Below are 18,759 nucleotides of genomic sequence, written 5' to 3'. Positions count from 1 at the left end.
CCCCCGGGTCCAGGTCCGGGTCCGGGGGCGCCCGCGGTCAGGCGCCGCGCTGGACGGGCCCGATCTTCGTCCCCTTGGCGACGCGGAGCCGGCCGTCGGCGTAGGACAGGCCCGGGATCTCGCCGCCGGGCGCCTGGAGGGTGAACGACACCTCGTCCGCGGCCAGGGCGGAGGCGCCGCTCGGCACCTGGATGTCGAAGTGCACCGGGTGGCCCGGGCCGAAGGTCACGGCGGCGCTCTGGGCGCCGTAGCGCTGCGCGGTGAGCTTGACGCTCTTGCCGTGCTCGGTGAAGTGCGCGCCGGTCGGCGAGCCGGCCAGCGTGCAGGAGTCGTACCCCTTCGGCGCGGTCAGGGTGACCCGGTAGTGGCGGTGGCCGGCGCTGCTCGCCGTCTGCGTGATCTTCGCGAGGTGGTTGGCCGGGCGGCAGGCCGACGGCGCGCCGCTTCCTGCCGACGCCGCCTGCGCGACGCCGGCGCCGGTGGCCGCCAGGAGTGCGGTGGCGGCGAGGGTGGCGGCAATCCTCCGGTGGGTACGACGCGTCAACTCGGGCTCCTCGTCTTGCGGTGCGGCTCCGCGATCTCCCCGGCGGAACCAAGGTCGACTCGATTCTCGCCCGCCCGAAGTGCGAAGAGCACCCGGATCGCGCCACAGTCGCGTCACCGATATGTCCGGGTTCGGTATCACCGCCTCAGCGACCGCCGGACCACGCTCCCGTACGCCCCGCACCAGCCCCTCCCTCCCGCGGCAGCGGAGCGCCCGCTTCCGCCACCGGAAGGTCACCGCAGGGTCTCGATTGCCGAAAACGGCAGGTGGAAGGCCCGAACAAGGTGTCGGATGGGGGGAGTTACGAGGGGGCAGCAGTGACGTTATTCGACTCCTTGGGGTTCAGCGAAACCACCCAGTTCGTCATCGCCGAGTGCGGCATCGGCGTGTGCCTGACGCTCGACGCGGTCGGCCTGTACCGGAACCTGCCGCACCGGTGGCACTCCGACGGCACCGTCGACGTACCGACGGACACCGCGGTGTACCGCGCGGCGCTGCGCATGGTGATCTACGCCCTGACGGCCGTCTTCTTCGTGCACCTGCACGCACAGAACCGCCCGCCGCACTGGACCGACGCCTCGGTGCGGCAACGCGCGGACACGGTCGCCTCGGCCTTCGACACCGAACCGGTCCTGGCCGAGGCACCGATCGACAAGATCCCCGACGAGAGCGCCTTCGAGGACGCGGTGAACGAGGAGTTCGGGTACCCGTACAACAGCTACGGCTTCTCCTACAGCAAGGACGGCCTGACGATCGACGCGGAGGCCCACCGGCCGCCGCCGGGCGCGGTGGACAGCTACGTCATCACCGGCATGGTGGAGAAGAGCTACGACGACCTGCGGGCGACCGACCACCAGGCGTGCCTGGTCATCCTGTCGGCCCGTCTGGCACCGGCCGCGGCCCAACGGCAGTCGCCCGACCCGAAGAAGGAGCCGATGTACACCGTCCGCACGAAAGTCACGTCGGGCGCGTGCAGGTAGCCGTGCTTTCACCACAGGGACAAACAGCGGGAGGGGCGCCGGATGGGGCGTGATGTGCGGTCGGTCGAGGACTTGCTGCGGGTGCTGGACGGGGTGTTCGCGGGGGGCGGGGACCGGTGGGGGGAGGAGGGCGCCGGGTGGTGGGACGGGTTCTACGCCGACCGGGAGCGCGGGATTCCGTTCTTCGTGGAGAAGCCGGACGAGAACCTGGTGTCGTACGTGGAGGGCGGGCCGGTGGCGCCCGGGCGGGCGCTGGAGCTGGGGTGCGGGCCGGGGCGGAACGCGCTGTACCTGGCCCGCGCGGGCTTCGACGTCGACGCGGTCGACCTGTCCGCGGCGGCGCTGGAGTGGGCGCGCAGCCGTGCGGAGGCGGCCGGCGCCGCGGTGCGCTTCCACCGGGGAAACGTGTTCGACCCGCAGGCGGTACCTCTGCACGGCACGTACGACCTGGTCTTCGACTCCGGCTGCTTCCACCACCTGCCGCCGCACCGACGGATCAGCTACCTCGCCCTGCTCGACCGGCACCTCGCGCCGGGCGGCCACTTCGGGCTGTCCTGCTTCGCGAGCGGCAAGATGGGCTCCGAAGTACCCGACGCGGACTTCTACCGCGACGGCGCCCTGCACGGCGGCCTCGCCTACCGCCCCGACGACCTCCGGCGGATCTTCGCCGACCTCACCGAGGTGGAGATCCGCCCGATGCGCGACGAGCCCGCGGACTCCCCCCACTTCGGCGAGCCCTTCCTCCACACCGCCCTCTTCCGCCGCCCCTGAGCCGCCCCGCGCCCGCGCACCGGCGGCAACAGGCCTACCCCCAGCGGCCGGTGCGGGTCATCAGGAGGGAGAGGGCTGCTACGCCGGCGGTGGAGGTGCGCAGGACGGTGGGGCCCAGGCGGTAGGAGGGGGCGCCCGCGGCGGCGAAGAGGGCCAACTCCTCGGGGGAGACGCCGCCTTCGGGGCCGACCACGAGCATGACGGAGCCGGTGGCGGGCAGTTCGGCGGTCGCGAGCGGGGACGCGCCCTCTTCGTGGAGTACCGCGGCGAAGTCCGCGTCGGCGAGCAGGGTGCTCAGTTGACGGGTCGTCACCTGTTCCGCGACGGTGGGGAAACGCAGGCGCCGCGCCTGCTTGGCCGCCTCGCGGGCGGTGGCCCGCCACTTCGCCAGGGACTTCGCGCCGCGCTCGCCACGCCACTGGGTGACGCAGCGCGACGCCGCCCACGGCACGACCGCGTCCACCCCGGCCTCGGTCATGGTCTCCACCGCCAGCTCGCCGCGGTCGCCCTTGGGCAGCGCCTGCACGACGGTGACGGACACCGCCGGCGCGGCCTCGATCCGCTGCTCGCGCACCTCGACGTCGAGCACGTCCTTCCCGGCGACCGCGGCGACCACGCCGCTCACCGCCCGCCCGGCGCCGTCGGTCAGCACGATCTCCTCGCCGGGCTGGAGCCGCCGCACCGACACCGCGTGCCGCCCCTCGGCGCCGTCGAGCCGTACGACCGCCGGGGCGCCGTCGAGCGCGGCGGGGCCGACGAGGAACACCGGGGCGGTCATGCGCGGGCCCCCTGCGCGGCGTGCAGTTCGGCCGCCAGGGTCTCCACGAGCGCGCCCGCCGACAGCTCCCGCGCCAGCCGGTGGCCCTGCCCGGCCCACAGCGCCATCGCCTGCGGGTCGCCGAGCCCGGCCGCGGCCCGGCGCACCGGCTGCGTCAGATGGTGCACCTGCGGATAGCCGGGCGGGGCGTAGCGGCCGTGCTCGCGTACGAAGCGGTTGAGCAGGCCGCGCGCCGGGCGGCCGCTGAAGGCCCGGGTCACCTCGGTACGGGCGTACACCGGGTCGGTGAGCGCCTGCTTGTGGAGCGGGGACGCGCCCGACTCCGGGCAGACCAGGAACGCGGTGCCCAGCGCGGCCGCGGAGGCGCCCGCGGCGAGCACCGCGGCGATCTGCTCGCCCCGCATCAGCCCGCCGGCGGCGATCATCGGCAGCTGCACCGCCTCGCGGACCTGGGTGATCAGCGTGAGCAGGCCGAGCCCGGTGCCGTCGAGCTGCGGGTCGTCGCGGTGGGTGCCCTGGTGGCCGCCGGCCTCGATGCCCTGGACGCACACCGCGTCCGCCCCGGCCCACTGCGCGGCCAGCGCCTCCGCGGGCGTGGTGACGGTGACCACGGTGTACGTGCCGGCCTTGGTGAAGGCGTCCAGCACGGCCCGGTCGGGGCAGCCGAAGGTGAAGCTCACCATCGGCACGGGGTCCTCCAGCAGCACCGCGACCTTCGCGTCGTAGGCGTCGTCGGAACCGGTGTCCGGGTCGCCGAGCGCGGTGTCGTACCAGGCGGCCTCGCCGGCGAGCTGCTCGGCGTAGACCGCGACCGCGGACGGGTCCACGGTGGCGGGCTGCGGCATGAACAGGTTCACCCCGAACGGCTGCGACGTGGCGTCGCGCAGCTGCCGGATCTCCTGGTACATCGCCTCGGACGTCTTGTACCCGGCAGCGAGGAAGCCGAGGCCGCCGGCCCCCGACACGGCGGCCGCCAACCGCGGGTTGGAGGCACCCCCGGCCATCGGGGCCTGCACGATCGGGTACGCCGAAAAGGAGGAGAGATCGGTCAACGCGGGCATGTGGTCATCGTGTCACGTAGGGTGTGGTGCCCCGCGCGTCGGGGGCCGGTTCACCCGGCCCCCGCCCACGGTCTAGCGGCCGTTGAACGCGTCCTTCAGCCGTGAGAACAGCCCCTGCTGGCCGGGCGCGAACTGCCCGGTGGGCCGCTCCTCGCCGCGCAGCTTCGCCAGCCGCCGCAGCAGCTCCTCCTGCTCGGCGTCGAGCTTGTGCGGCGTGACGACCTCGACGTGCACGATGAGGTCGCCGCGGCCGCCGCCGCGCAGGTGCGTGATGCCGCGCTGGTGCAGCGGGATCGACTGGCCGGACTGGGTGCCGGGCCGTACGTCGATCTCCTCCAGGCCGTCCAGCGTCTCCAGCGGGCACTTGGTGCCGAGCGCGGCCGCCGTCATCGGGATCGTGACGGTGCAGTGCAGGTCGTCGCCGCGGCGCTGGAACACCGAGTGCGGCAGCTCGCGGATCTCCACGTAGAGGTCGCCGGCCGGGCCGCCGCCGGGGCCGACCTCGCCCTCGCCGGCGAGCTGGATACGGGTGCCGTTGTCGACACCGGCCGGGATCTTCACCGTCAGGGTCCGGCGCGAGCGCACCCGCCCGTCGCCCGCGCACTCCGGGCACGGGGTGGGCACCACGGTGCCGAAGCCCTGGCACTGCGGGCAGGGCCGGGAGGTCATGACCTGGCCGAGGAAGGAGCGGGTGACCTGGGAGACCTCACCGCGGCCGCGGCACATGTCGCAGGTCTGCGCGGAGGTGCCGGGCGCGGCGCCCTCCCCGTTGCAGGTGCCGCATGTGACCGCGGTGTCCACCTGGATGTCCTTGGTGGTGCCGAACGCGGCCTCGTCCAGCTCGATCTCCAGCCGGATCATCGCGTCCTGGCCGCGCCGGGTGCGCGACCGCGGGCCGCGCTGCGAGGACTGGCCGAAGAAGGCGTCCATGATGTCGCTGAAGTTGCCGAAGCCGGCGCCGAAGCCGCCCGCACCGCCCCCGCCGCCCGCCGCGGACAGCGGGTCGCCGCCGAGGTCGTAGACCTGCTTCTTCTGCGGATCGGAGAGGACCTCGTAGGCCGCGTTGATCTCCTTGAACCGCTCCTGGGTCTTCGGGTCGGGGTTGACGTCCGGGTGCAGCTCACGGGCGAGGCGGCGGAACGCCTTCTTGATCTCGTCCGGGCCCGCGTCGCGACGCACGCCGAGTACGGCGTAGTAGTCCGTGGCCACCTACGACTCCGCCAGGATCTGTCCGACGTAACGTGCCACTGCGCGTACCGCTCCCATCGTTCCGGGGTAGTCCATGCGGGTCGGTCCGACCACGCCTAGCTTGGCGACTGCCTCGTCGCCCGAACCGTAGCCGACCGCCACCACGGAGGTGGAATTGAGGCCCTCGTGAAAATTCTCATGCCCGATCCGGACGGTCATGGTGCCGTCGGCGGTCTCCCCGAGGAGTTTGAGGAGCACCATCTGCTCCTCCAGCGCTTCGAGCACCGGCCGGATCGTGAGCGGGAAGTCGTGGTGGAAGCGGGTCAGGTTGGCGGCGCCGCCCAGCATGATCCGCTCCTCCTTCTCCTCGACGAGGGTTTCGAGGAGGGTGCTGAGCACCGCGGCGACCGACGGGCGGTCGTCGGGGTCGAAGCTGTCCGCCAGGTCCTGCACGAGCGGCGGCACATCGGGGAAGCGGCGGCCGGTGACCCGGCTGTTGAGCCGGGCGCGCAGGTCCGCCAGGACCGTCTCGCCGACCGGGCCGGGGCAGTCGATGATCCGCTGCTCCACCCGGCCGGTGTCGGTGATCAGCACCAGCATCACCCGGGCCGGCGCGAGCGAGAGCAGTTCCACGTGCCGCACCGACGAGCGGGTCAGCGACGGGTACTGCACCACGGCGACCTGCCGGGTGAGCTGGGCGAGCAGCCGGACCGTGCGGGCCACCACGTCGTCGAGGTCGACGGCGCCCTCCAGGAAGTTCTGGATCGCGCGGCGCTCGGCGCCCGACAGGGGCTTGACCCCGGCGAGCCGGTCCACGAAGAGGCGGTAGCCCTTGTCGGTGGGGATACGGCCGGCGCTGGTGTGGGGCTGCGCGATGTACCCCTCGTCCTCCAGCACCGCCATGTCGTTGCGCACGGTGGCCGGGGAGACGCCGAGCGAGTGGCGCTCGGTGAGCGCCTTCGATCCGACGGGTTCCTCGGTACCGACGTAGTCCTGGACGATGGCGCGCAGCACTTCGAGTCTGCGTTCGCTCAGCATCGCGCACCTCCAACCCGTTGTCCCGACCCTGCGGCCTGGCACTCCGCCGTTTCGAGTGCCAACACTCCCGCAGTCAGTGTACGGCGCGGCGGCAAGGGCTCGGCAAGAGCGACGGCGATCCGGTCTTGCCCGGCGGCCCGGTACGGGCGGTACGGGCGATACGCGCGGTACGTACGCCGGCCCGGGCGCGCGTGCGGACGGAGGGCGGGTGGGGGCGTGAGGGGGGGGCGCCGGGGGCGGGTGCCCGCGCGCGGCGGCGCGGGCGGGGCGATAGCGTCGGGTCGTGAGCGATGAGGAGAGGGCCGGAGCCGGGGCGGTGCCGGGCGCCGGCGGGTCGGGGTGGGAGCAGCTCGCCCCGGGAGTCGCCCGGCGGCGGCTGCCGCACCTCGACGTGACCATCGGGCTGGTGGTCGGCACGGACGGGGTGCTGATGGTGGACACCGGGTCCACGCTGCGCGAGGGCGCGGAACTGCGGGCGCAGGCCGAAGCGCTGACCGGGCGGCCGGTGACCCATGTCGTGCTCACCCACGGGCACTTCGACCACGTCTTCGGCGCTGCGGCCTTCCCCGAGGCCGAGGTGTACGGGCACCGCGCGCTCGGCGGCCCGCCGGCCGGGGACGCCGAGGCGATGCGGGCGGACGCGGTCGCGCACGGCGTCGATCCGGCGGAGGCCGCCGCCGCGGCCGCCGCGCTGCGCCGGCCGACCCGGCCCGTCCTCGACCGGCTCGCCCTTGACCTCGGGGACCGGCCGGTGACCCTGCTCCACCCCGGGCCGGGGCACACCGGCCACGACATCGTGGTGCACGTGCCCGGTACCAGCCCGAGCGATCCCTCGGTGCTGTTCTGCGGCGACCTCGTGGAGGAGTCCGGGCCGCCCCAGGCCGGACCCGACGCCGTCCCCGCGCAGTGGCCGACCGCGCTGGACGCCCTCCTCGCCCTCGGCGGCGAGACCGCGCGCTACGTCCCCGGGCACGGCGCGGTGGTCGACGCGCGCTTCGTCCGCCGGTTTCGGGGTGCCCTGACCCCCTAGGCTGCCCCGTCCTGCCGGCTCCGGGACCACCTGCCGGTGGTGGGCTGGTCGCGCAGTTCCCCGCGCCCCTGAGTATGTGCGGCCCCTCCGCGAAAGAACGCTGCGTACCCAAAAGGGGCGCGGGGAACTGCGCGACCAGCCACTGACGACAGGTGGTCCCGGAGCCGGCAGATCCGGGAACGGCGGGGGGTCAGGCTCTACGATCGTGCGCATGCGCAGCAGGAGTTATGACCCTGACCTCACACCGCCGTGGAAGAAGTCCGACCCGGCACCGGAAGTGGCCGCAGAACGGGACCTGGTGGTCGAAGAGATCCGCACGGGTTTCTGCGGGGCCGTGGTGCGGGTCGAGAAGACCGCCGAGGGCCTGACCGTGACGTTGGAGGACCGCTTCGGGAAGCTGCGGGTGTTCCCGATGGCGCCGCGCGGCTTCCTGATCGACGGGCGGACGGTCACCCTCGTACGGCCGCGGGGCGGGGCGCCGGCGCCCCGGGGGCCGCTGCTGTCGGCGTCGGGGTCGATCGCGGTGCAGGGCGCGAAGGCGCGGGTGGCCCGGGCGGGGCGGATCTACGTGGAGGGCCGCCACGACGCGGAGCTGGTGGAGCGGGTGTGGGGCCATGACCTGCGGGTCGAGGGCGTGGTCGTGGAGTACCTGGAGGGCGTGGACGACCTGCCCGCGATCGTGCGGGAGTTCTCCCCCGGCCCGGACGCGCGGCTGGGCGTCCTGGTGGACCACCTGGTGCCGGGCTCGAAGGAGTCCCGGATCGCCGCGTCCGTCACGAACGAGGACGTGCTGGTGGTCGGCCACCCGTTCATCGACGTGTGGGAGGCGGTGAAGCCGTCGTCGGTGGGCATCGCGGAGTGGCCGCGGGTGCCGCGCGGCGAGGACTGGAAGACCGGTGTGTGCCGGGCGCTGGGCTGGAGCGACCTGACGACGGGCGAGGCGTGGCAGCGCATCCTGGCGTCGGTCGCGTCGTACAAGGACCTGCGGCCGGAGCTGCTGGGCGCCGTGGAGCACCTGATCGACTTCGTGACGGCGCCGTAGCCGGGGGCGGCCGGGGCCTTCAGTCGACCAGGTCCCGGACCACGGCGTCGGCGAGCAGGCGGCCGCGCAGCGTGAGGACGGCGCGGCCCTCACCGTAAGGACCGGGCTCCAGGAGGCCGTCCCTTACCGCCCGGGCGGCGGCCGCGGCACCCTGTTCCGCGAGGATGTCCAGCGGGCAGCCGTCGGCGAGCCGCAGCTCCAGCAGGACCCGCTCGATCCGGCGGTCCTCGGCGCTGAGCAGTTCGCGGCCCGCCCCGGGGCTGCGCCCCTCCGCGAGGGCCTGCGCGTAGGCGCCCGGGTGCTTGGCGTTCCACCAGCGCACCCCGCCGACATGGCTGTGCGCGCCGGGCCCGGCGCCCCACCAGTCGGCGCCGGTCCAGTACAGCTCGTTGTGGCGGCAGCGCGCGGCCGGACCGGTGGCCCAGTTGGACACCTCGTACCAGCCGTAGCCGGCGGCGGACAGCCGCTCCTCGGCGATCAGGTAGCGGTCGGCGTGCACGTCGTCGTCGGTCGTCGGCACCTCGCCGCGGCGGATGCGCCGGGCCAGCTGGGTGCCCTCCTCCACGATCAGCGCGTACGCCGAGACGTGGTCGGGTCCGGCGGCGATCGCCGCGTCCAGCGACGCGTGCCAGTCGGCGTCGCTCTCCCCGGGGGTGCCGTAGATCAGGTCGAGGTTGACGTGGTCGAACCCGGCGGCACGGGCCTCGGCGACGCATGCCTCGGGGCGCCCGGGGGTGTGCGTGCGGTCCAGCACCTTCAGCACGTGCTGCCGGGCGCTCTGCATGCCGAAGGACACCCGGTCGAAGCCGGCCGCCCGCAGTTCGGCGAGGTAGGCCGGGTCGACGGACTCCGGGTTGGCCTCGGTGGTGACCTCGGCGTCCGGCGCGAGACCGAACTCGTCGCGGATCGCGGCGAGCATCCGCCCGAGGTCGGCGGCGGGCAGCAGCGTGGGGGTGCCGCCGCCGACGAACACGGTGTCGACCTGGCGGGGGTCGTCGCCGAGCACCTTGCGGGCGAGCCGGACCTCCTCGACGAGCACGTCGGCGTAGTTGTCCCGCGAGGCCAGCGCGCCGCCCGAGCCGCGCAGTTCGCTCGCGGTGTAGGTGTTGAAGTCGCAGTAGCCGCAGCGGGTGGCGCAGTACGGCACGTGCAGGTAGAAGCCGAGCGGGCGACCGGCGGCGGCCGCGAGCGCGGCGGCCGGCAGGGCGCCGTCCGCGGGCACGGGTTCCCCGTCGGGGAGTACGGATGGCATCCGTCCAGTATCCGCCACCCGCGCGCACCGCGGACCGGGCGCCGTACGGCCTGCCCCGGCTACGCCTCGACGGCGCCCGCGTACATCTCGTCGATCAGCGGCGCGAACTCGCGCTCGACGACCGGCCGCTTCAGCTTGAGGCTGGGCGTGAGGTCGCCGTGCTCCACGTCGAGGTCGCGCGGGAGGATGCGGAACTGGCGGATCTTCTGCCAGCGCTGGAGCCCCGCGTTCAGCTCCTGGACGTAGCCGTCGATCAGCTCGCGCACCTGCTCGGTGCCGACGAGTTCGGCGTAGGAGCGGCCCGCCAGGCCGTTGTCGCCGGCCCAGCCCAGCAGCGCGGGCTCGTCGAGGGCGAGCAGCGCGGAGCAGAAGTTGCGGCCGCCGCCGATCACCAGGACGTTGCTGACGAACGGGCACACCGCCTTGAACTGGCCCTCGACCTCGGCCGGCGCGATGTACTTGCCGCCGGAGGTCTTGATCAGGTCCTTCTTGCGGTCGGTGATCTTCAGGAAGCCGTCGGGCGACAGCTCCCCGACGTCCCCGGTGTGGAACCAGCCGTCGGGCTCCAGCACCTCGGCGGTCTGCTCGGGCAGCCCGTGGTAGCCCTGCATGATGCCCGGGCCGCGCAGCAGGATCTCGCCGTCCTCCGCGATGCGCACCTCCAGGCCGGGCAGCGCCTTGCCGACGGTGCCGGTGCGGTAGGACTCCCCGGGGTTGACGAAGCTCGCCGCGCTGGACTCCGTCAGGCCGTAGCCCTCCAGGATGTGGATGCCGGCGCCGGCGAAGAAGAAGCCGATCTCGGGGGCGAGCGCGGCCGACCCGGAGACGCAGGCGCGCAGCCTGCCGCCGAACGCCTCGCGCAGCTTGCTGTAGACCAGCCGGTCGGCGATCGCGTGCTTGCTGCGCAGCGACAGCGGGACGGTCGGGGAGCCGGTCAGCCGCATGCTGTTCTGTGCGGCCTTGGCGTAGTCGCGGGCGACCTGCGCGGACCACTGGAAGATCTTGTACTTGGCGCTGCCGCCCTCCCTGGCCTTGGCGGCGACCCCGTTGTAGACCTTCTCGAAGATCCGCGGCACGGCGGCCATGTAGGTGGGGCGGACCGCGGGCAGGTTCTCGATGATCTTGTCGACCCGGCCGTCCACGGCGGTGACGTGGCCGATGGTGATGTGCCCGGCGGTGAGCACCTTGCCGAAGACGTGGGCGAGCGGCAGCCACAGGTACTGCACGTCGTTCTCGTCGAGCAGCCCGACCGCCTGGATGGCGCGGGCCATGTACGCCCAGGCGTCGTGCGGCAGGCGCACGCCCTTGGGGCGGCCGGTGGTGCCGGAGGTGTAGATCAGGGTGGCGAGCTGGTCCTTCGTGAGCGCGGCCACCGCGTCGGTGACGGCGGTCGGGTGCTGCTCCAGGTAGGCGGCGCCGCGCTTCTCCAGGTCGGCCAGCGACAGCACCCAGCCGTCGTTGTCGGCGTCGGTGGCGGCGGCCGGGTCGATCACCACCACGTGCGCGAGGTCGGGCAGCTCGGCGCGGCGCGCGCGGGCCTTGGCCAGCTGCGCGGCGTCCTCGGCGATCAGCACCCGGCTGCCGGAGTCGGCGAGGATGAACGCGGTCTCGTCGGCGTTGGTCGACGGGTAGACGGTGGTGGTCGCCGCGCCGGCGCAAAGCACGCCGAGGTCGGCCAGAATCCAGTCCACCGAGGTGTTCGCGGCGATCGCGACCCGCTCCTCGGGGCGCACCCCGAGGTCCATCAGGCCGGCGGCGATGGCGTGGACCCTGGTGGCGGCCTGGCCCCAGGTCAGCGACCGCCACTCGTCGGGGCCCTCCCCGGACGCGGGTGGCACCGGCATGCGGTACGCCTCGGCGTCCGGCGTCGCGTCGACGCGCTCCAGGAAGAGCGTGGCCACGGACGGCGGCCGGTTCTCGATCAACGTCTGCGTGTCGGTCACGACAACCTCCGGGCCCGAACGGCGTTCTTAACTCACCAGTAACCTATCCGCGATCAGGGTAGAGGCCATACGTCCGTGATGTAAGGGGGGACGGGCGGCGGGTCGCAAACCGTGACCGCGCCGCCCGCCCCCGCCTGTCCCCCGCCCACCGCGCGCGGCGCTACTTCTTCGCCTTGGCCTCGCCCTCGCTGTCGGTGGACAGCACCGCGATGAACGCCTCCTGCGGCACCTCGACGTTGCCCACCATCTTCATCCGCTTCTTGCCCTCCTTCTGCTTCTCCAGCAGCTTGCGCTTGCGGGAGATGTCGCCGCCGTAGCACTTGGCGAGGACGTCCTTGCGGATGGCGCGGACCGTCTCGCGGGCGATCACCCGGGCGCCGATGGCGGCCTGGATCGGCACCTCGAAGTTCTGCCGCGGGATCAGCGTGCGCAGCTTGCCGACCAGCCGCACCCCGTAGGCGTACGCCTTCTCCTTGTGGGTGATCGCGGAGAACGCGTCGACCTTGTCGCCGTGCAGCAGGATGTCGACCTTCACCAGGTCGGCGGCCTGCTCGCCGGTGGGCTCGTAGTCCAGCGAGGCGTAGCCGCGGGTCTTGGACTTCAGCTGGTCGAAGAAGTCGAAGACGATCTCCGCCAGCGGCAGGGTGTAGCGGATCTCCACCCGGTCCTCGGAGAGGTAGTCCATGCCCAGCAGCGAGCCGCGCCGGTTCTGGCACAGCTCCATGATCGCGCCGATGAACTCGGTGGGGGCGAGCACGGTGGCGCGCACCACCGGCTCGTGCACCTCGGCGATCTTGCCCTCGGGGAACTCGCTGGGGTTGGTGACGGTGTGCTCGGTGCCGTCCTCCATCGTGACCCGGTAGACCACGTTGGGGGCGGTGGCGATCAGGTCGAGGCCGAACTCGCGCTCCAGCCGCTCCCGGATCACGTCCAGGTGGAGCAGGCCGAGGAAGCCGACGCGGAAGCCGAAGCCGAGGGCGGCGGACGTCTCGGGCTCGTAGACCAGCGCCGCGTCGTTGAGCTGGAGCTTGTCCAGCGCCTCGCGCAGCTCCGGGTAGTCCGAGCCGTCCAGCGGGTAGAGGCCGGAGAAGACCATCGGCTTGGGGTCCTTGTAGCCGCCCAGCGCCTCGGTCGCGCCGGCCGACTGGGTGGTGATGGTGTCACCGACCTTGGACTGGCGTACGTCCTTCACCCCGGTGATCAGGTAGCCGACCTCGCCGACGCCCAGGCCGTCGGCGGCGAGCATCTCCGGGGAGTTGGTGCCGATCTCCAGCAGCTCGTGCACGGCGCCGGTGGACATCATCCTGATCCGCTCGCGCTTGGTGAGCTGCCCGTCGATCACCCGGACATAGGTGACCACGCCGCGGTAGGAGTCGTAGACGGAGTCGAAGATCATCGCGCGGGCGGGCGCGTCGGCGACGCCGACCGGGGCCGGCACGTCGCGGACCACCCGGTCCAGCAGCGCGTCCACGCCGACGCCGGTCTTCGCGGAGACCCGCAGCACGTCGGCGGGGTCGCAGCCGATCAGGTTGGCCAGTTCCTCGGCGAACTTCTCCGGCTGGGCGGCCGGCAGGTCGATCTTGTTGAGCACCGGCACGATGGTGAGGTCGTTCTCCATCGCGAGGTAGAGGTTGGCCAGCGTCTGCGCCTCGATGCCCTGGGCCGCGTCGACCAGCAGGATCGTGCCCTCGCAGGCGGCCAGCGAGCGGGACACCTCGTAGGTGAAGTCCACGTGGCCGGGGGTGTCGATCATGTTGAGGATGTGGGTGCGGCCCTGGTCGTCGCCGGCGGTCGGCGCCCACGGCAGGCGGACGGCCTGCGACTTGATCGTGATGCCGCGCTCGCGCTCGATGTCCATCCGGTCGAGGTACTGGGCGCGCATCTGCCGCTGGTCGACGACGCCGGTGAGCTGGAGCATCCGGTCGGCCAGCGTCGACTTGCCGTGGTCGATGTGGGCGATGATGCAGAAGTTCCGGATCAGCGCCGGGTCGGTACGGCTCGGCTCCGGGACGTCGTGCGGCAGAGGAGAAGGGGTCGCGGGCACGCGGGGTCCAGTTTCTTGAGAACGTGAGGACGGGCGGACTGTCCCCCATAGTCCCATGACCGGGGGGCGGGCACGGTTTGGGAGGGCGCGCGTGCTGCTGCTAGCCTGGGCCGGTGCGTCTCGTGCCCTCTACCCGAGGCGCGCACTCTGCTCGACCCGCCGACGGCACAAGCCGGCGGCCAGACGAACCTGAGAAGGCTCTTTCGTGGCGAACATCAAGTCCCAGATCAAGCGCAACAAGACCAACGAGAAGGCGCGCCAGCGCAACAAGGCCGTCAAGTCCGAGCTGAAGACCGCGATCCGCCGCACCCGCGAGGCCGTCGCGGCCGGCGACAGCGAGAAGGCCACCGCTGCCGCGCGCGCCGCCTCCGCCAAGCTCGACAAGGCCGTGAGCAAGGGCGTCATCCACAAGAACCAGGCCGCCAACAAGAAGTCGGCGCTGGCTCAGTCGGTCTCCGCGCTCCAGGGCTGAACCAGCAGGACCGCTGAACCAGCGGGACGGCTGAACCAGCGGGACGGCTGAGAGCAGCGGATCGCTGAAACCACCGGGACCGCTGAACGAGCAGGACAGCTGGACAGCCGGACCACGTCACGGATCGCGGCACCGCCGGCAACCGGAACGAGCGGCCCCTCTACCGCCCGGACCGGCACGGCCCCGACCCAGCGCGCCGCACGCGGACGTTCGCCACGTGCCTGCGGCGCCGGACGTCTTTCCGAGAGCCCGCCCGGGTCCGCCCGGGCGGGCTCTCGCACGTCCCGGGCCGCCCCTCACGTCACCTGCGTACCGCCAGGTCGCGAGGACGTCACGGGGACGTGAGCGTTCCGTGACCGACCATCCCCGCAGGGGTACCGCTGCCGCTAGTCTCGGCGTATGTCGACGCCGCCCGAGCAGCCGAGTTCGAACCCCTACCAGCAGCCCGCGCCGCCTGTTCCCGGCTCGGCACCGACGCCCCCGCAGGCGCCGCAAGCCCCGGGGGTCGGCGGGTACGGGACGCCGGTACCGGCCCAGCACAATCCTTACGCGCAGGCGGGCGCCTTCGGGCCGCCGGTGCCGGGGCAGCCGGGGGTGGCCCAGCCGGGACAGCCGGGGCAGCCCGGGCAGCCCGGTGCCGCGCCGCAGCCGCCGACACAGGGGTACTACCTGCCGCCGGGTGCGCCGGGGATGCCGGGTGCGCCCGGGGCGGCGCAGGGCTCCGGCGGTGCTGGGCGGGCGGTGCTGTGGGCGGTGGTGGGCGCCGTGGTGGCATCGGCGCTGTGGGGCGGCGGGGTGCTGCTGTTCGGCAAGGACTCCTCGCCCAAGGCCGACCTGCGCGGGTACAAGCTCGTCAGCAAGCTCTGCGACTCCGTCGACCTGTCGGCCTTCAAGTCCACCTACCCGAAGGACGACGACGACCCGACGCAATACACCGCCAAGACCCCGACGCTGGACGAGATGTACTGCGACGAGAGCCTCCAGCAGGAGTCCGAGTCGTACCCCGACTCGTACGTGTACGTCGAGGTGGACCTGCACAAGAAGACCGACCCCAGCGGGGAGTTCGCCGACAGCTGGCGCAGCTACACCCAGCACACGGACCACTACACGGTGACCCCGGTCAAGGGCTACGGCGACGAGGCGTACCTCGTCAGCGACACCACGACGAGCAGTTCCTACGTGACGCTCGCGGTGCGCGACGGCTGGGTGACGTACACCATGCAGTGGAGCAACTACTCGGTCGGCAGCTCCAGTTCCCCGGCGACGGCCACGCAGGGGGCGACGTGGGTGAAGGCCGCGACGCGGGCGACGCTGCCGAAGCTCAAGTCGTAGCGGGGTTCTTCGGCGCGGGGCGCGGCGTCAGGTGCGGGTGGCGTCAGGTGCGGGAGCGGGCGGCGCGGGCGATGGTGACCACCGCCTTCTCCAGCGCGTACGCCGGGTCCGCGGCGCCGCCCTTGACAGCCGCGTCCGCCTCGGCGACCGCGCGCAGGGCCACCGAGACGCCGTCCGCGGACCAGCCGCGCATCTGCTGCCGGACCCGGTCGATCTTCCACGGCGGCATGCCGAGGTCGCGGGCGAGCTGGCCGGGGTTGGCGCCGCGCGGCGCCGAGGCGAGCTTGCCGATCGACCGCACCCCCGAGGCCAGCGCGAAGGTGATGCCGGGCAGCGGCTGGCCGACCGACAGTGCCCACCGCAGCCGCTCCAGCGCTTCGGCGGCCCGCCCGGTCACCGCGAGGTCGGCGACCTCGAAGCCGGTGGCCTCGGCCCGGCCGGTGTAGTAGCGCGCCACCACGTCGACGTCGATGGTGCCGTCCACGTCGGCGGTCAACTGGGCGCAGGCGCTGGCCAGTTCGCGCAGATCGCTGCCGATCGCGTCGACCAGCGCCTGTGCCGCCTCAGGGGTCGCGGACCGGCCGAGGGTGCGGAACTCCTGCCGGACGAACCCGAGCCGGTCGGCCGGCTTGGTCATCTTCGGGCAGGCCACCTCGCGCGCCCCGGCCTTCCGGGCCGCCTCCAGCAGCGCCTTGCCCTTCGCGCCGCCCGCGTGCAGCAGCACCAGGATGATCTCCTCGGCGGGCGCGGCCAGATACCCCTTGACGTCCTTCACACTGTCCGCCGACAGGTCCTGCGCGTTGCGCACCACGATGACCTTGCGCTCGGCGAACAGCGACGGGCTCGTCAGCTCCGCGAGCGTGCCCGGCTGCACCGCCTCCGACGGCAGGTCCCGCACGTCGGTGTCGGGGTCGGCGGCCTTCGCCGCGGTCACCACCTCGCGCACCGCGCGGTCCAGCAGCAGGTCCTCCTGGCCGACGGCGAGCGTCAGCGGAGCGAGTACGTCGTCTGAAGCGGTCTTCCTGGCCATCGCCGACCAGCATCCCACGCCCCACCGACACCCGGCCCCCCCACCTCGGGCACAATGCCGTGGTGACCGACGTACGACATGTCCTGGTGCTGCCCGAACGCGACGCGGCCGAGGAGGTCGCCGAGCTCCTCTCCGAGCAGTTCGACCTCCCCGACGAACCGCGGGTGCTGCGCGACGCCCTCGCCGGCGAGGACGACGCCGAGGACGCCCAGTGGCTCGTGATCGTCGAATCCGACGACCCCGACGACCTCCCCGCCGCCGCGGCCCTCGACGACATCGCCTCCCACCACGGCGGCTGGCTCGAGGAGGACCGCGACACCCCGTAGGCCCCACCTCACCCCGCGCCGGACGCCGGCCCACCCCCGGCCCCGACCGGCAGCTCACGCATCCGCGGCACGGGGGACGGCAGCACCCACAGCACCCCCAGCACCCCGCCGACAGCCGCCACCCCCAGCGTCGCCCGCACCCCGAACGAACTGCCGAGCAGTCCGCCGGCCAGCGCGCCCAGCGGCCGCACCCCGTAGTTGACCATCCGGAACGCCCCGCTGACCCGCGACCGCAGAGCGTCGGGTATGAGCGCGGCCTGGAGTGAACCGCTGCCGATGTCCAACAGCATCAGCCCGATACCGGACAGGAACTCGGCGCCGAACAGCGCCGCCAGGACCAGCGGCTTCGGCCCGCCGGCCAGCGGCACCAGCACCAGTGGCGCGGGGAAGGCGACAAAGCCGAGCAGCACCGTGGGCCCGATGCCGATCGCCCGAACCACCCGCCCGGTGACGAACGCCCCGACCAGCCCGCCGACGGCCCCGGCACCGAGCACCACGCCCAACGTGCCTGCACTCAAACCGAGTTGGTCAACCGCGTAGAGCACCATCAGGGCGTGGAAGACGAAGTTGAAGAAGTTGACCGTGGCCGCACCCGCCACCAGCGCACGCAGGGACCGGGAGTCGGCAACGAAGCGCAGCCCGGCCGAGAAGTGCCCTTTGCGCGGCTCGGCGGGCGGCGGTTCGACGGGGGCGATCCTGGCCAGCAGCCCGGCGGACCAGACGTACGACAACGTGTCCACGAGCAGTGCGAGCGGCGCGGCGAGTACCTGCACCAGCAGACCGCCGACGCTCGGCCCGGCCACGAATGACAACGCCCGGCTGCCGTTGACCAGTGTGTTCCCCCTGACGTACTGCTCCGGTTCGACGAGCGAGACGAACAGCGTGACGTTGCAGACGTCGAAGACCACCGAGAGCGTGCCGACAAGGAAGACCACTCCGTACATCTGCACGAGGGTGAGATGCCCGAGGGCGTAGGCGACCGGTATCGAGACCATCAGCGCGGCCCGGCCGAGGTCGGCGGCGATCATCATCTGGCGACGCCGTCCCCTGCCATCGGCCCAGGCGCCCGCAGCCAGGGAGAACAGCAGCGCGGGCAGCAATCCCGCCGTCGACAGCCAGCCCATCTCGACAGCGTCGACGTGCAGTACCAGCACGGCGGCGAGCGGTACCGCGAGGAAGGTGACCTGGTCTCCGAAGAACGAAGCGGTCTGCCCGCTCCAGTAGCGGCGGAACGGTCGTTGCCGCAGCAGTTCCGGCAGCCGCACCGCCACCGCCAACCGACCGCCGCCCGTCATGATCCGTCCCCGCTCCCCGCCGTTTCCGTCCCGGGCTCGGTGTCCGCGAAGGCGACCTGGAGCCACTGCACCCGGCGGGCACCTTCCGGACGCAGCTTCGGGTCGTCCCCGCGGTCGGTGAACTCCGCGAGGACGCCGGCGACCCGCTTCCCCAGCGCCCTCAGCTCCTCCGCCGTCAGGTAGAGCGTGGTGTCCGTGAACACCTCCGCCTCCTGCCACTCGCGCGGCAACTCCCGGCGCGCGTCCTGCGCCCGGGCCATGCGGTGGAAGTAGTTCTCCGCCACCGCCACGGTCAGCGCCTCGGCCGCCGAGGCAACGGCAGGGTCCGCCGAGTATCCCGGCCAGCCGGTGGACCGCGCCGTCGCCCGCCACGGCTTCTCCCGCCCCGGTCCCGCCGGGGTGTCCTCCTCCACCAACCCGTATTTGGCCAGGATGCGCAGGTGGTACGAGCAACTGGCGACGGACTCCCCAGTCAATTGCGCCGCCCGCGTCGCCGTGAGCGCCCCCTCCCGCCGGAGCAGCCCGGCCAGCGCCATCCGGGTCGGGTGGGCGTAGGCCCGTAGGGCGCGGGGGTCGGTGAGCTGGATCGAGGACGGCATGGGCTTCTCCATGACATGTAAAGGTATCTTTAGA

At 72.9% G+C, this 18,759-nt stretch carries 18 protein-coding genes; 7 read left to right on the top strand and 11 right to left on the bottom strand.

What is annotated here, in order from left to right:
• Positions 1 to 37: 37 nt before the first annotated feature.
• Positions 38 to 544, bottom strand: a complete 507-nt coding sequence (locus AC3EVP_RS15510) for a DUF4232 domain-containing protein (RefSeq protein ID WP_335982047.1) — start codon at positions 542 to 544, stop codon at positions 38 to 40.
• 317 nt (positions 545 to 861) lie between these two features.
• Between AC3EVP_RS15510 and AC3EVP_RS15505 the strand changes: the two genes are divergently transcribed.
• Together AC3EVP_RS15505 and AC3EVP_RS15500 are read left to right on the top strand one after the other, a co-directional pair.
• A complete protein-coding gene (locus AC3EVP_RS15505) occupies positions 862 to 1,524 on the top strand; it encodes a hypothetical protein (RefSeq protein WP_435130464.1) in 663 nt (220 codons plus the stop codon).
• A 42-nt stretch (positions 1,525 to 1,566) separates the two neighbouring features.
• Positions 1,567 to 2,295, top strand: a complete 729-nt coding sequence (locus AC3EVP_RS15500; protein WP_435130462.1) for a class I SAM-dependent methyltransferase — start codon at positions 1,567 to 1,569, stop codon at positions 2,293 to 2,295.
• Between the two features lie 34 nt (positions 2,296 to 2,329).
• Here the strand turns inward: AC3EVP_RS15500 and AC3EVP_RS15495 are convergent, their stop codons facing one another.
• The 4 genes from AC3EVP_RS15495 to hrcA form a co-directional block, all read right to left on the bottom strand.
• A complete protein-coding gene (locus AC3EVP_RS15495; RefSeq protein WP_435130460.1) occupies positions 2,330 to 3,073 on the bottom strand; it encodes a 16S rRNA (uracil(1498)-N(3))-methyltransferase in 744 nt (247 codons plus the stop codon).
• The gene (locus tag AC3EVP_RS15490; protein WP_435130458.1) at positions 3,070 to 4,134 is read right to left on the bottom strand and encodes a nitronate monooxygenase; all 1,065 of its coding nucleotides are present in this window, start codon (positions 4,132 to 4,134) and stop codon (positions 3,070 to 3,072) included. The genes AC3EVP_RS15495 and AC3EVP_RS15490 overlap by 4 nt, the downstream gene beginning before the upstream one ends.
• 72 nt (positions 4,135 to 4,206) lie before the next feature.
• Positions 4,207 to 5,343, bottom strand: a complete 1,137-nt coding sequence (dnaJ, locus tag AC3EVP_RS15485; RefSeq protein ID WP_335982054.1) for a molecular chaperone DnaJ — start codon at positions 5,341 to 5,343, stop codon at positions 4,207 to 4,209.
• A complete protein-coding gene (gene hrcA, locus AC3EVP_RS15480) occupies positions 5,344 to 6,360 on the bottom strand; it encodes a heat-inducible transcriptional repressor HrcA (protein WP_335982056.1) in 1,017 nt (338 codons plus the stop codon).
• A gap of 283 nt (positions 6,361 to 6,643) precedes the next feature.
• Here hrcA and AC3EVP_RS15475 point away from each other — a divergent pair, with 283 nt between their 5' ends.
• Together AC3EVP_RS15475 and AC3EVP_RS15470 are read left to right on the top strand one after the other, a co-directional pair.
• On the top strand, positions 6,644 to 7,390 hold the full coding sequence (locus AC3EVP_RS15475) for an MBL fold metallo-hydrolase (protein ID WP_435130456.1): 747 nt from the start codon (positions 6,644 to 6,646) through the stop codon (positions 7,388 to 7,390).
• 211 nt (positions 7,391 to 7,601) lie between these two features.
• Positions 7,602 to 8,432: a DUF3097 domain-containing protein gene (locus AC3EVP_RS15470; RefSeq protein ID WP_435130454.1), complete on the top strand. Its 831-nt coding sequence runs from the start codon at positions 7,602 to 7,604 to the stop codon at positions 8,430 to 8,432.
• A gap of 19 nt (positions 8,433 to 8,451) precedes the next feature.
• Here the strand turns inward: AC3EVP_RS15470 and hemW are convergent, their stop codons facing one another.
• The 3 genes from hemW to lepA form a co-directional block, all read right to left on the bottom strand.
• Complete coding sequence (hemW, locus tag AC3EVP_RS15465) at positions 8,452 to 9,684, bottom strand: radical SAM family heme chaperone HemW (protein ID WP_435130452.1); 1,233 nt, start codon at positions 9,682 to 9,684, stop codon at positions 8,452 to 8,454.
• A 59-nt stretch (positions 9,685 to 9,743) separates the two neighbouring features.
• A complete protein-coding gene (locus tag AC3EVP_RS15460; RefSeq protein ID WP_435130450.1) occupies positions 9,744 to 11,627 on the bottom strand; it encodes an AMP-dependent synthetase/ligase in 1,884 nt (627 codons plus the stop codon).
• Between the two features lie 160 nt (positions 11,628 to 11,787).
• Positions 11,788 to 13,671, bottom strand: coding sequence for a translation elongation factor 4 (lepA, locus tag AC3EVP_RS15455; protein WP_335982064.1), 1,884 nt, complete (start codon positions 13,669 to 13,671; stop codon positions 11,788 to 11,790).
• Between the two features lie 205 nt (positions 13,672 to 13,876).
• Between lepA and rpsT the strand changes: the two genes are divergently transcribed.
• Both rpsT and AC3EVP_RS15445 read left to right on the top strand, forming a co-directional pair.
• A complete protein-coding gene (rpsT, locus tag AC3EVP_RS15450) occupies positions 13,877 to 14,143 on the top strand; it encodes a 30S ribosomal protein S20 (RefSeq protein WP_202233674.1) in 267 nt (88 codons plus the stop codon).
• Positions 14,144 to 14,542: 399 nt separating this feature from the next.
• On the top strand, positions 14,543 to 15,475 hold the full coding sequence (locus AC3EVP_RS15445) for a hypothetical protein (RefSeq protein WP_435130447.1): 933 nt from the start codon (positions 14,543 to 14,545) through the stop codon (positions 15,473 to 15,475).
• A 43-nt stretch (positions 15,476 to 15,518) separates the two neighbouring features.
• Here the strand turns inward: AC3EVP_RS15445 and holA are convergent, their stop codons facing one another.
• Positions 15,519 to 16,505, bottom strand: coding sequence for a DNA polymerase III subunit delta (holA, locus tag AC3EVP_RS15440; protein ID WP_335982068.1), 987 nt, complete (start codon positions 16,503 to 16,505; stop codon positions 15,519 to 15,521).
• A 62-nt stretch (positions 16,506 to 16,567) separates the two neighbouring features.
• Here holA and AC3EVP_RS15435 point away from each other — a divergent pair, with 62 nt between their 5' ends.
• The gene (locus AC3EVP_RS15435; protein WP_335982070.1) at positions 16,568 to 16,831 is read left to right on the top strand and encodes a hypothetical protein; all 264 of its coding nucleotides are present in this window, start codon (positions 16,568 to 16,570) and stop codon (positions 16,829 to 16,831) included.
• An 8-nt stretch (positions 16,832 to 16,839) separates the two neighbouring features.
• Here the strand turns inward: AC3EVP_RS15435 and AC3EVP_RS15430 are convergent, their stop codons facing one another.
• Together AC3EVP_RS15430 and AC3EVP_RS15425 are read right to left on the bottom strand one after the other, a co-directional pair.
• Complete coding sequence (locus AC3EVP_RS15430) at positions 16,840 to 18,126, bottom strand: MFS transporter (protein ID WP_435130444.1); 1,287 nt, start codon at positions 18,124 to 18,126, stop codon at positions 16,840 to 16,842.
• Positions 18,123 to 18,737, bottom strand: coding sequence for a helix-turn-helix domain-containing protein (locus AC3EVP_RS15425; RefSeq protein WP_435130442.1), 615 nt, complete (start codon positions 18,735 to 18,737; stop codon positions 18,123 to 18,125). The genes AC3EVP_RS15430 and AC3EVP_RS15425 overlap by 4 nt, the downstream gene beginning before the upstream one ends.
• Positions 18,738 to 18,759 lie beyond the last annotated feature (22 nt).

This window comes from Actinacidiphila sp. bgisy144 (genome assembly GCF_057708105.1).
Note: the sequence above shows the minus strand (reverse complement) of the source record. Positions and strands in the feature narration are given on the sequence as shown.

Excerpts from the sequence above, each read along its gene's own strand:
- holA (WP_335982068.1), bottom strand. The coding sequence starts at position 16,505 with ATGGCCAGGAAGACCGCTTCAGACGACGTACTCGCTCCGCTGACGCTC.
- AC3EVP_RS15495 (WP_435130460.1), bottom strand. The coding sequence starts at position 3,073 with ATGACCGCCCCGGTGTTCCTCGTCGGCCCCGCCGCGCTCGACGGCGCC.
- AC3EVP_RS15490 (WP_435130458.1), bottom strand. The coding sequence starts at position 4,134 with ATGCCCGCGTTGACCGATCTCTCCTCCTTTTCGGCGTACCCGATCGTG.
- AC3EVP_RS15425 (WP_435130442.1), bottom strand. The coding sequence starts at position 18,737 with ATGGAGAAGCCCATGCCGTCCTCGATCCAGCTCACCGACCCCCGCGCC.
- hrcA (WP_335982056.1), bottom strand. The coding sequence starts at position 6,360 with ATGCTGAGCGAACGCAGACTCGAAGTGCTGCGCGCCATCGTCCAGGAC.
- AC3EVP_RS15445 (WP_435130447.1), top strand. The coding sequence starts at position 14,543 with ATGTCGACGCCGCCCGAGCAGCCGAGTTCGAACCCCTACCAGCAGCCC.
- AC3EVP_RS15470 (WP_435130454.1), top strand. The coding sequence starts at position 7,602 with ATGCGCAGCAGGAGTTATGACCCTGACCTCACACCGCCGTGGAAGAAG.
- AC3EVP_RS15430 (WP_435130444.1), bottom strand. The coding sequence starts at position 18,126 with ATGACGGGCGGCGGTCGGTTGGCGGTGGCGGTGCGGCTGCCGGAACTG.
- hemW (WP_435130452.1), bottom strand. The coding sequence starts at position 9,684 with ATGCCATCCGTACTCCCCGACGGGGAACCCGTGCCCGCGGACGGCGCC.
- AC3EVP_RS15500 (WP_435130462.1), top strand. The coding sequence starts at position 1,567 with ATGGGGCGTGATGTGCGGTCGGTCGAGGACTTGCTGCGGGTGCTGGAC.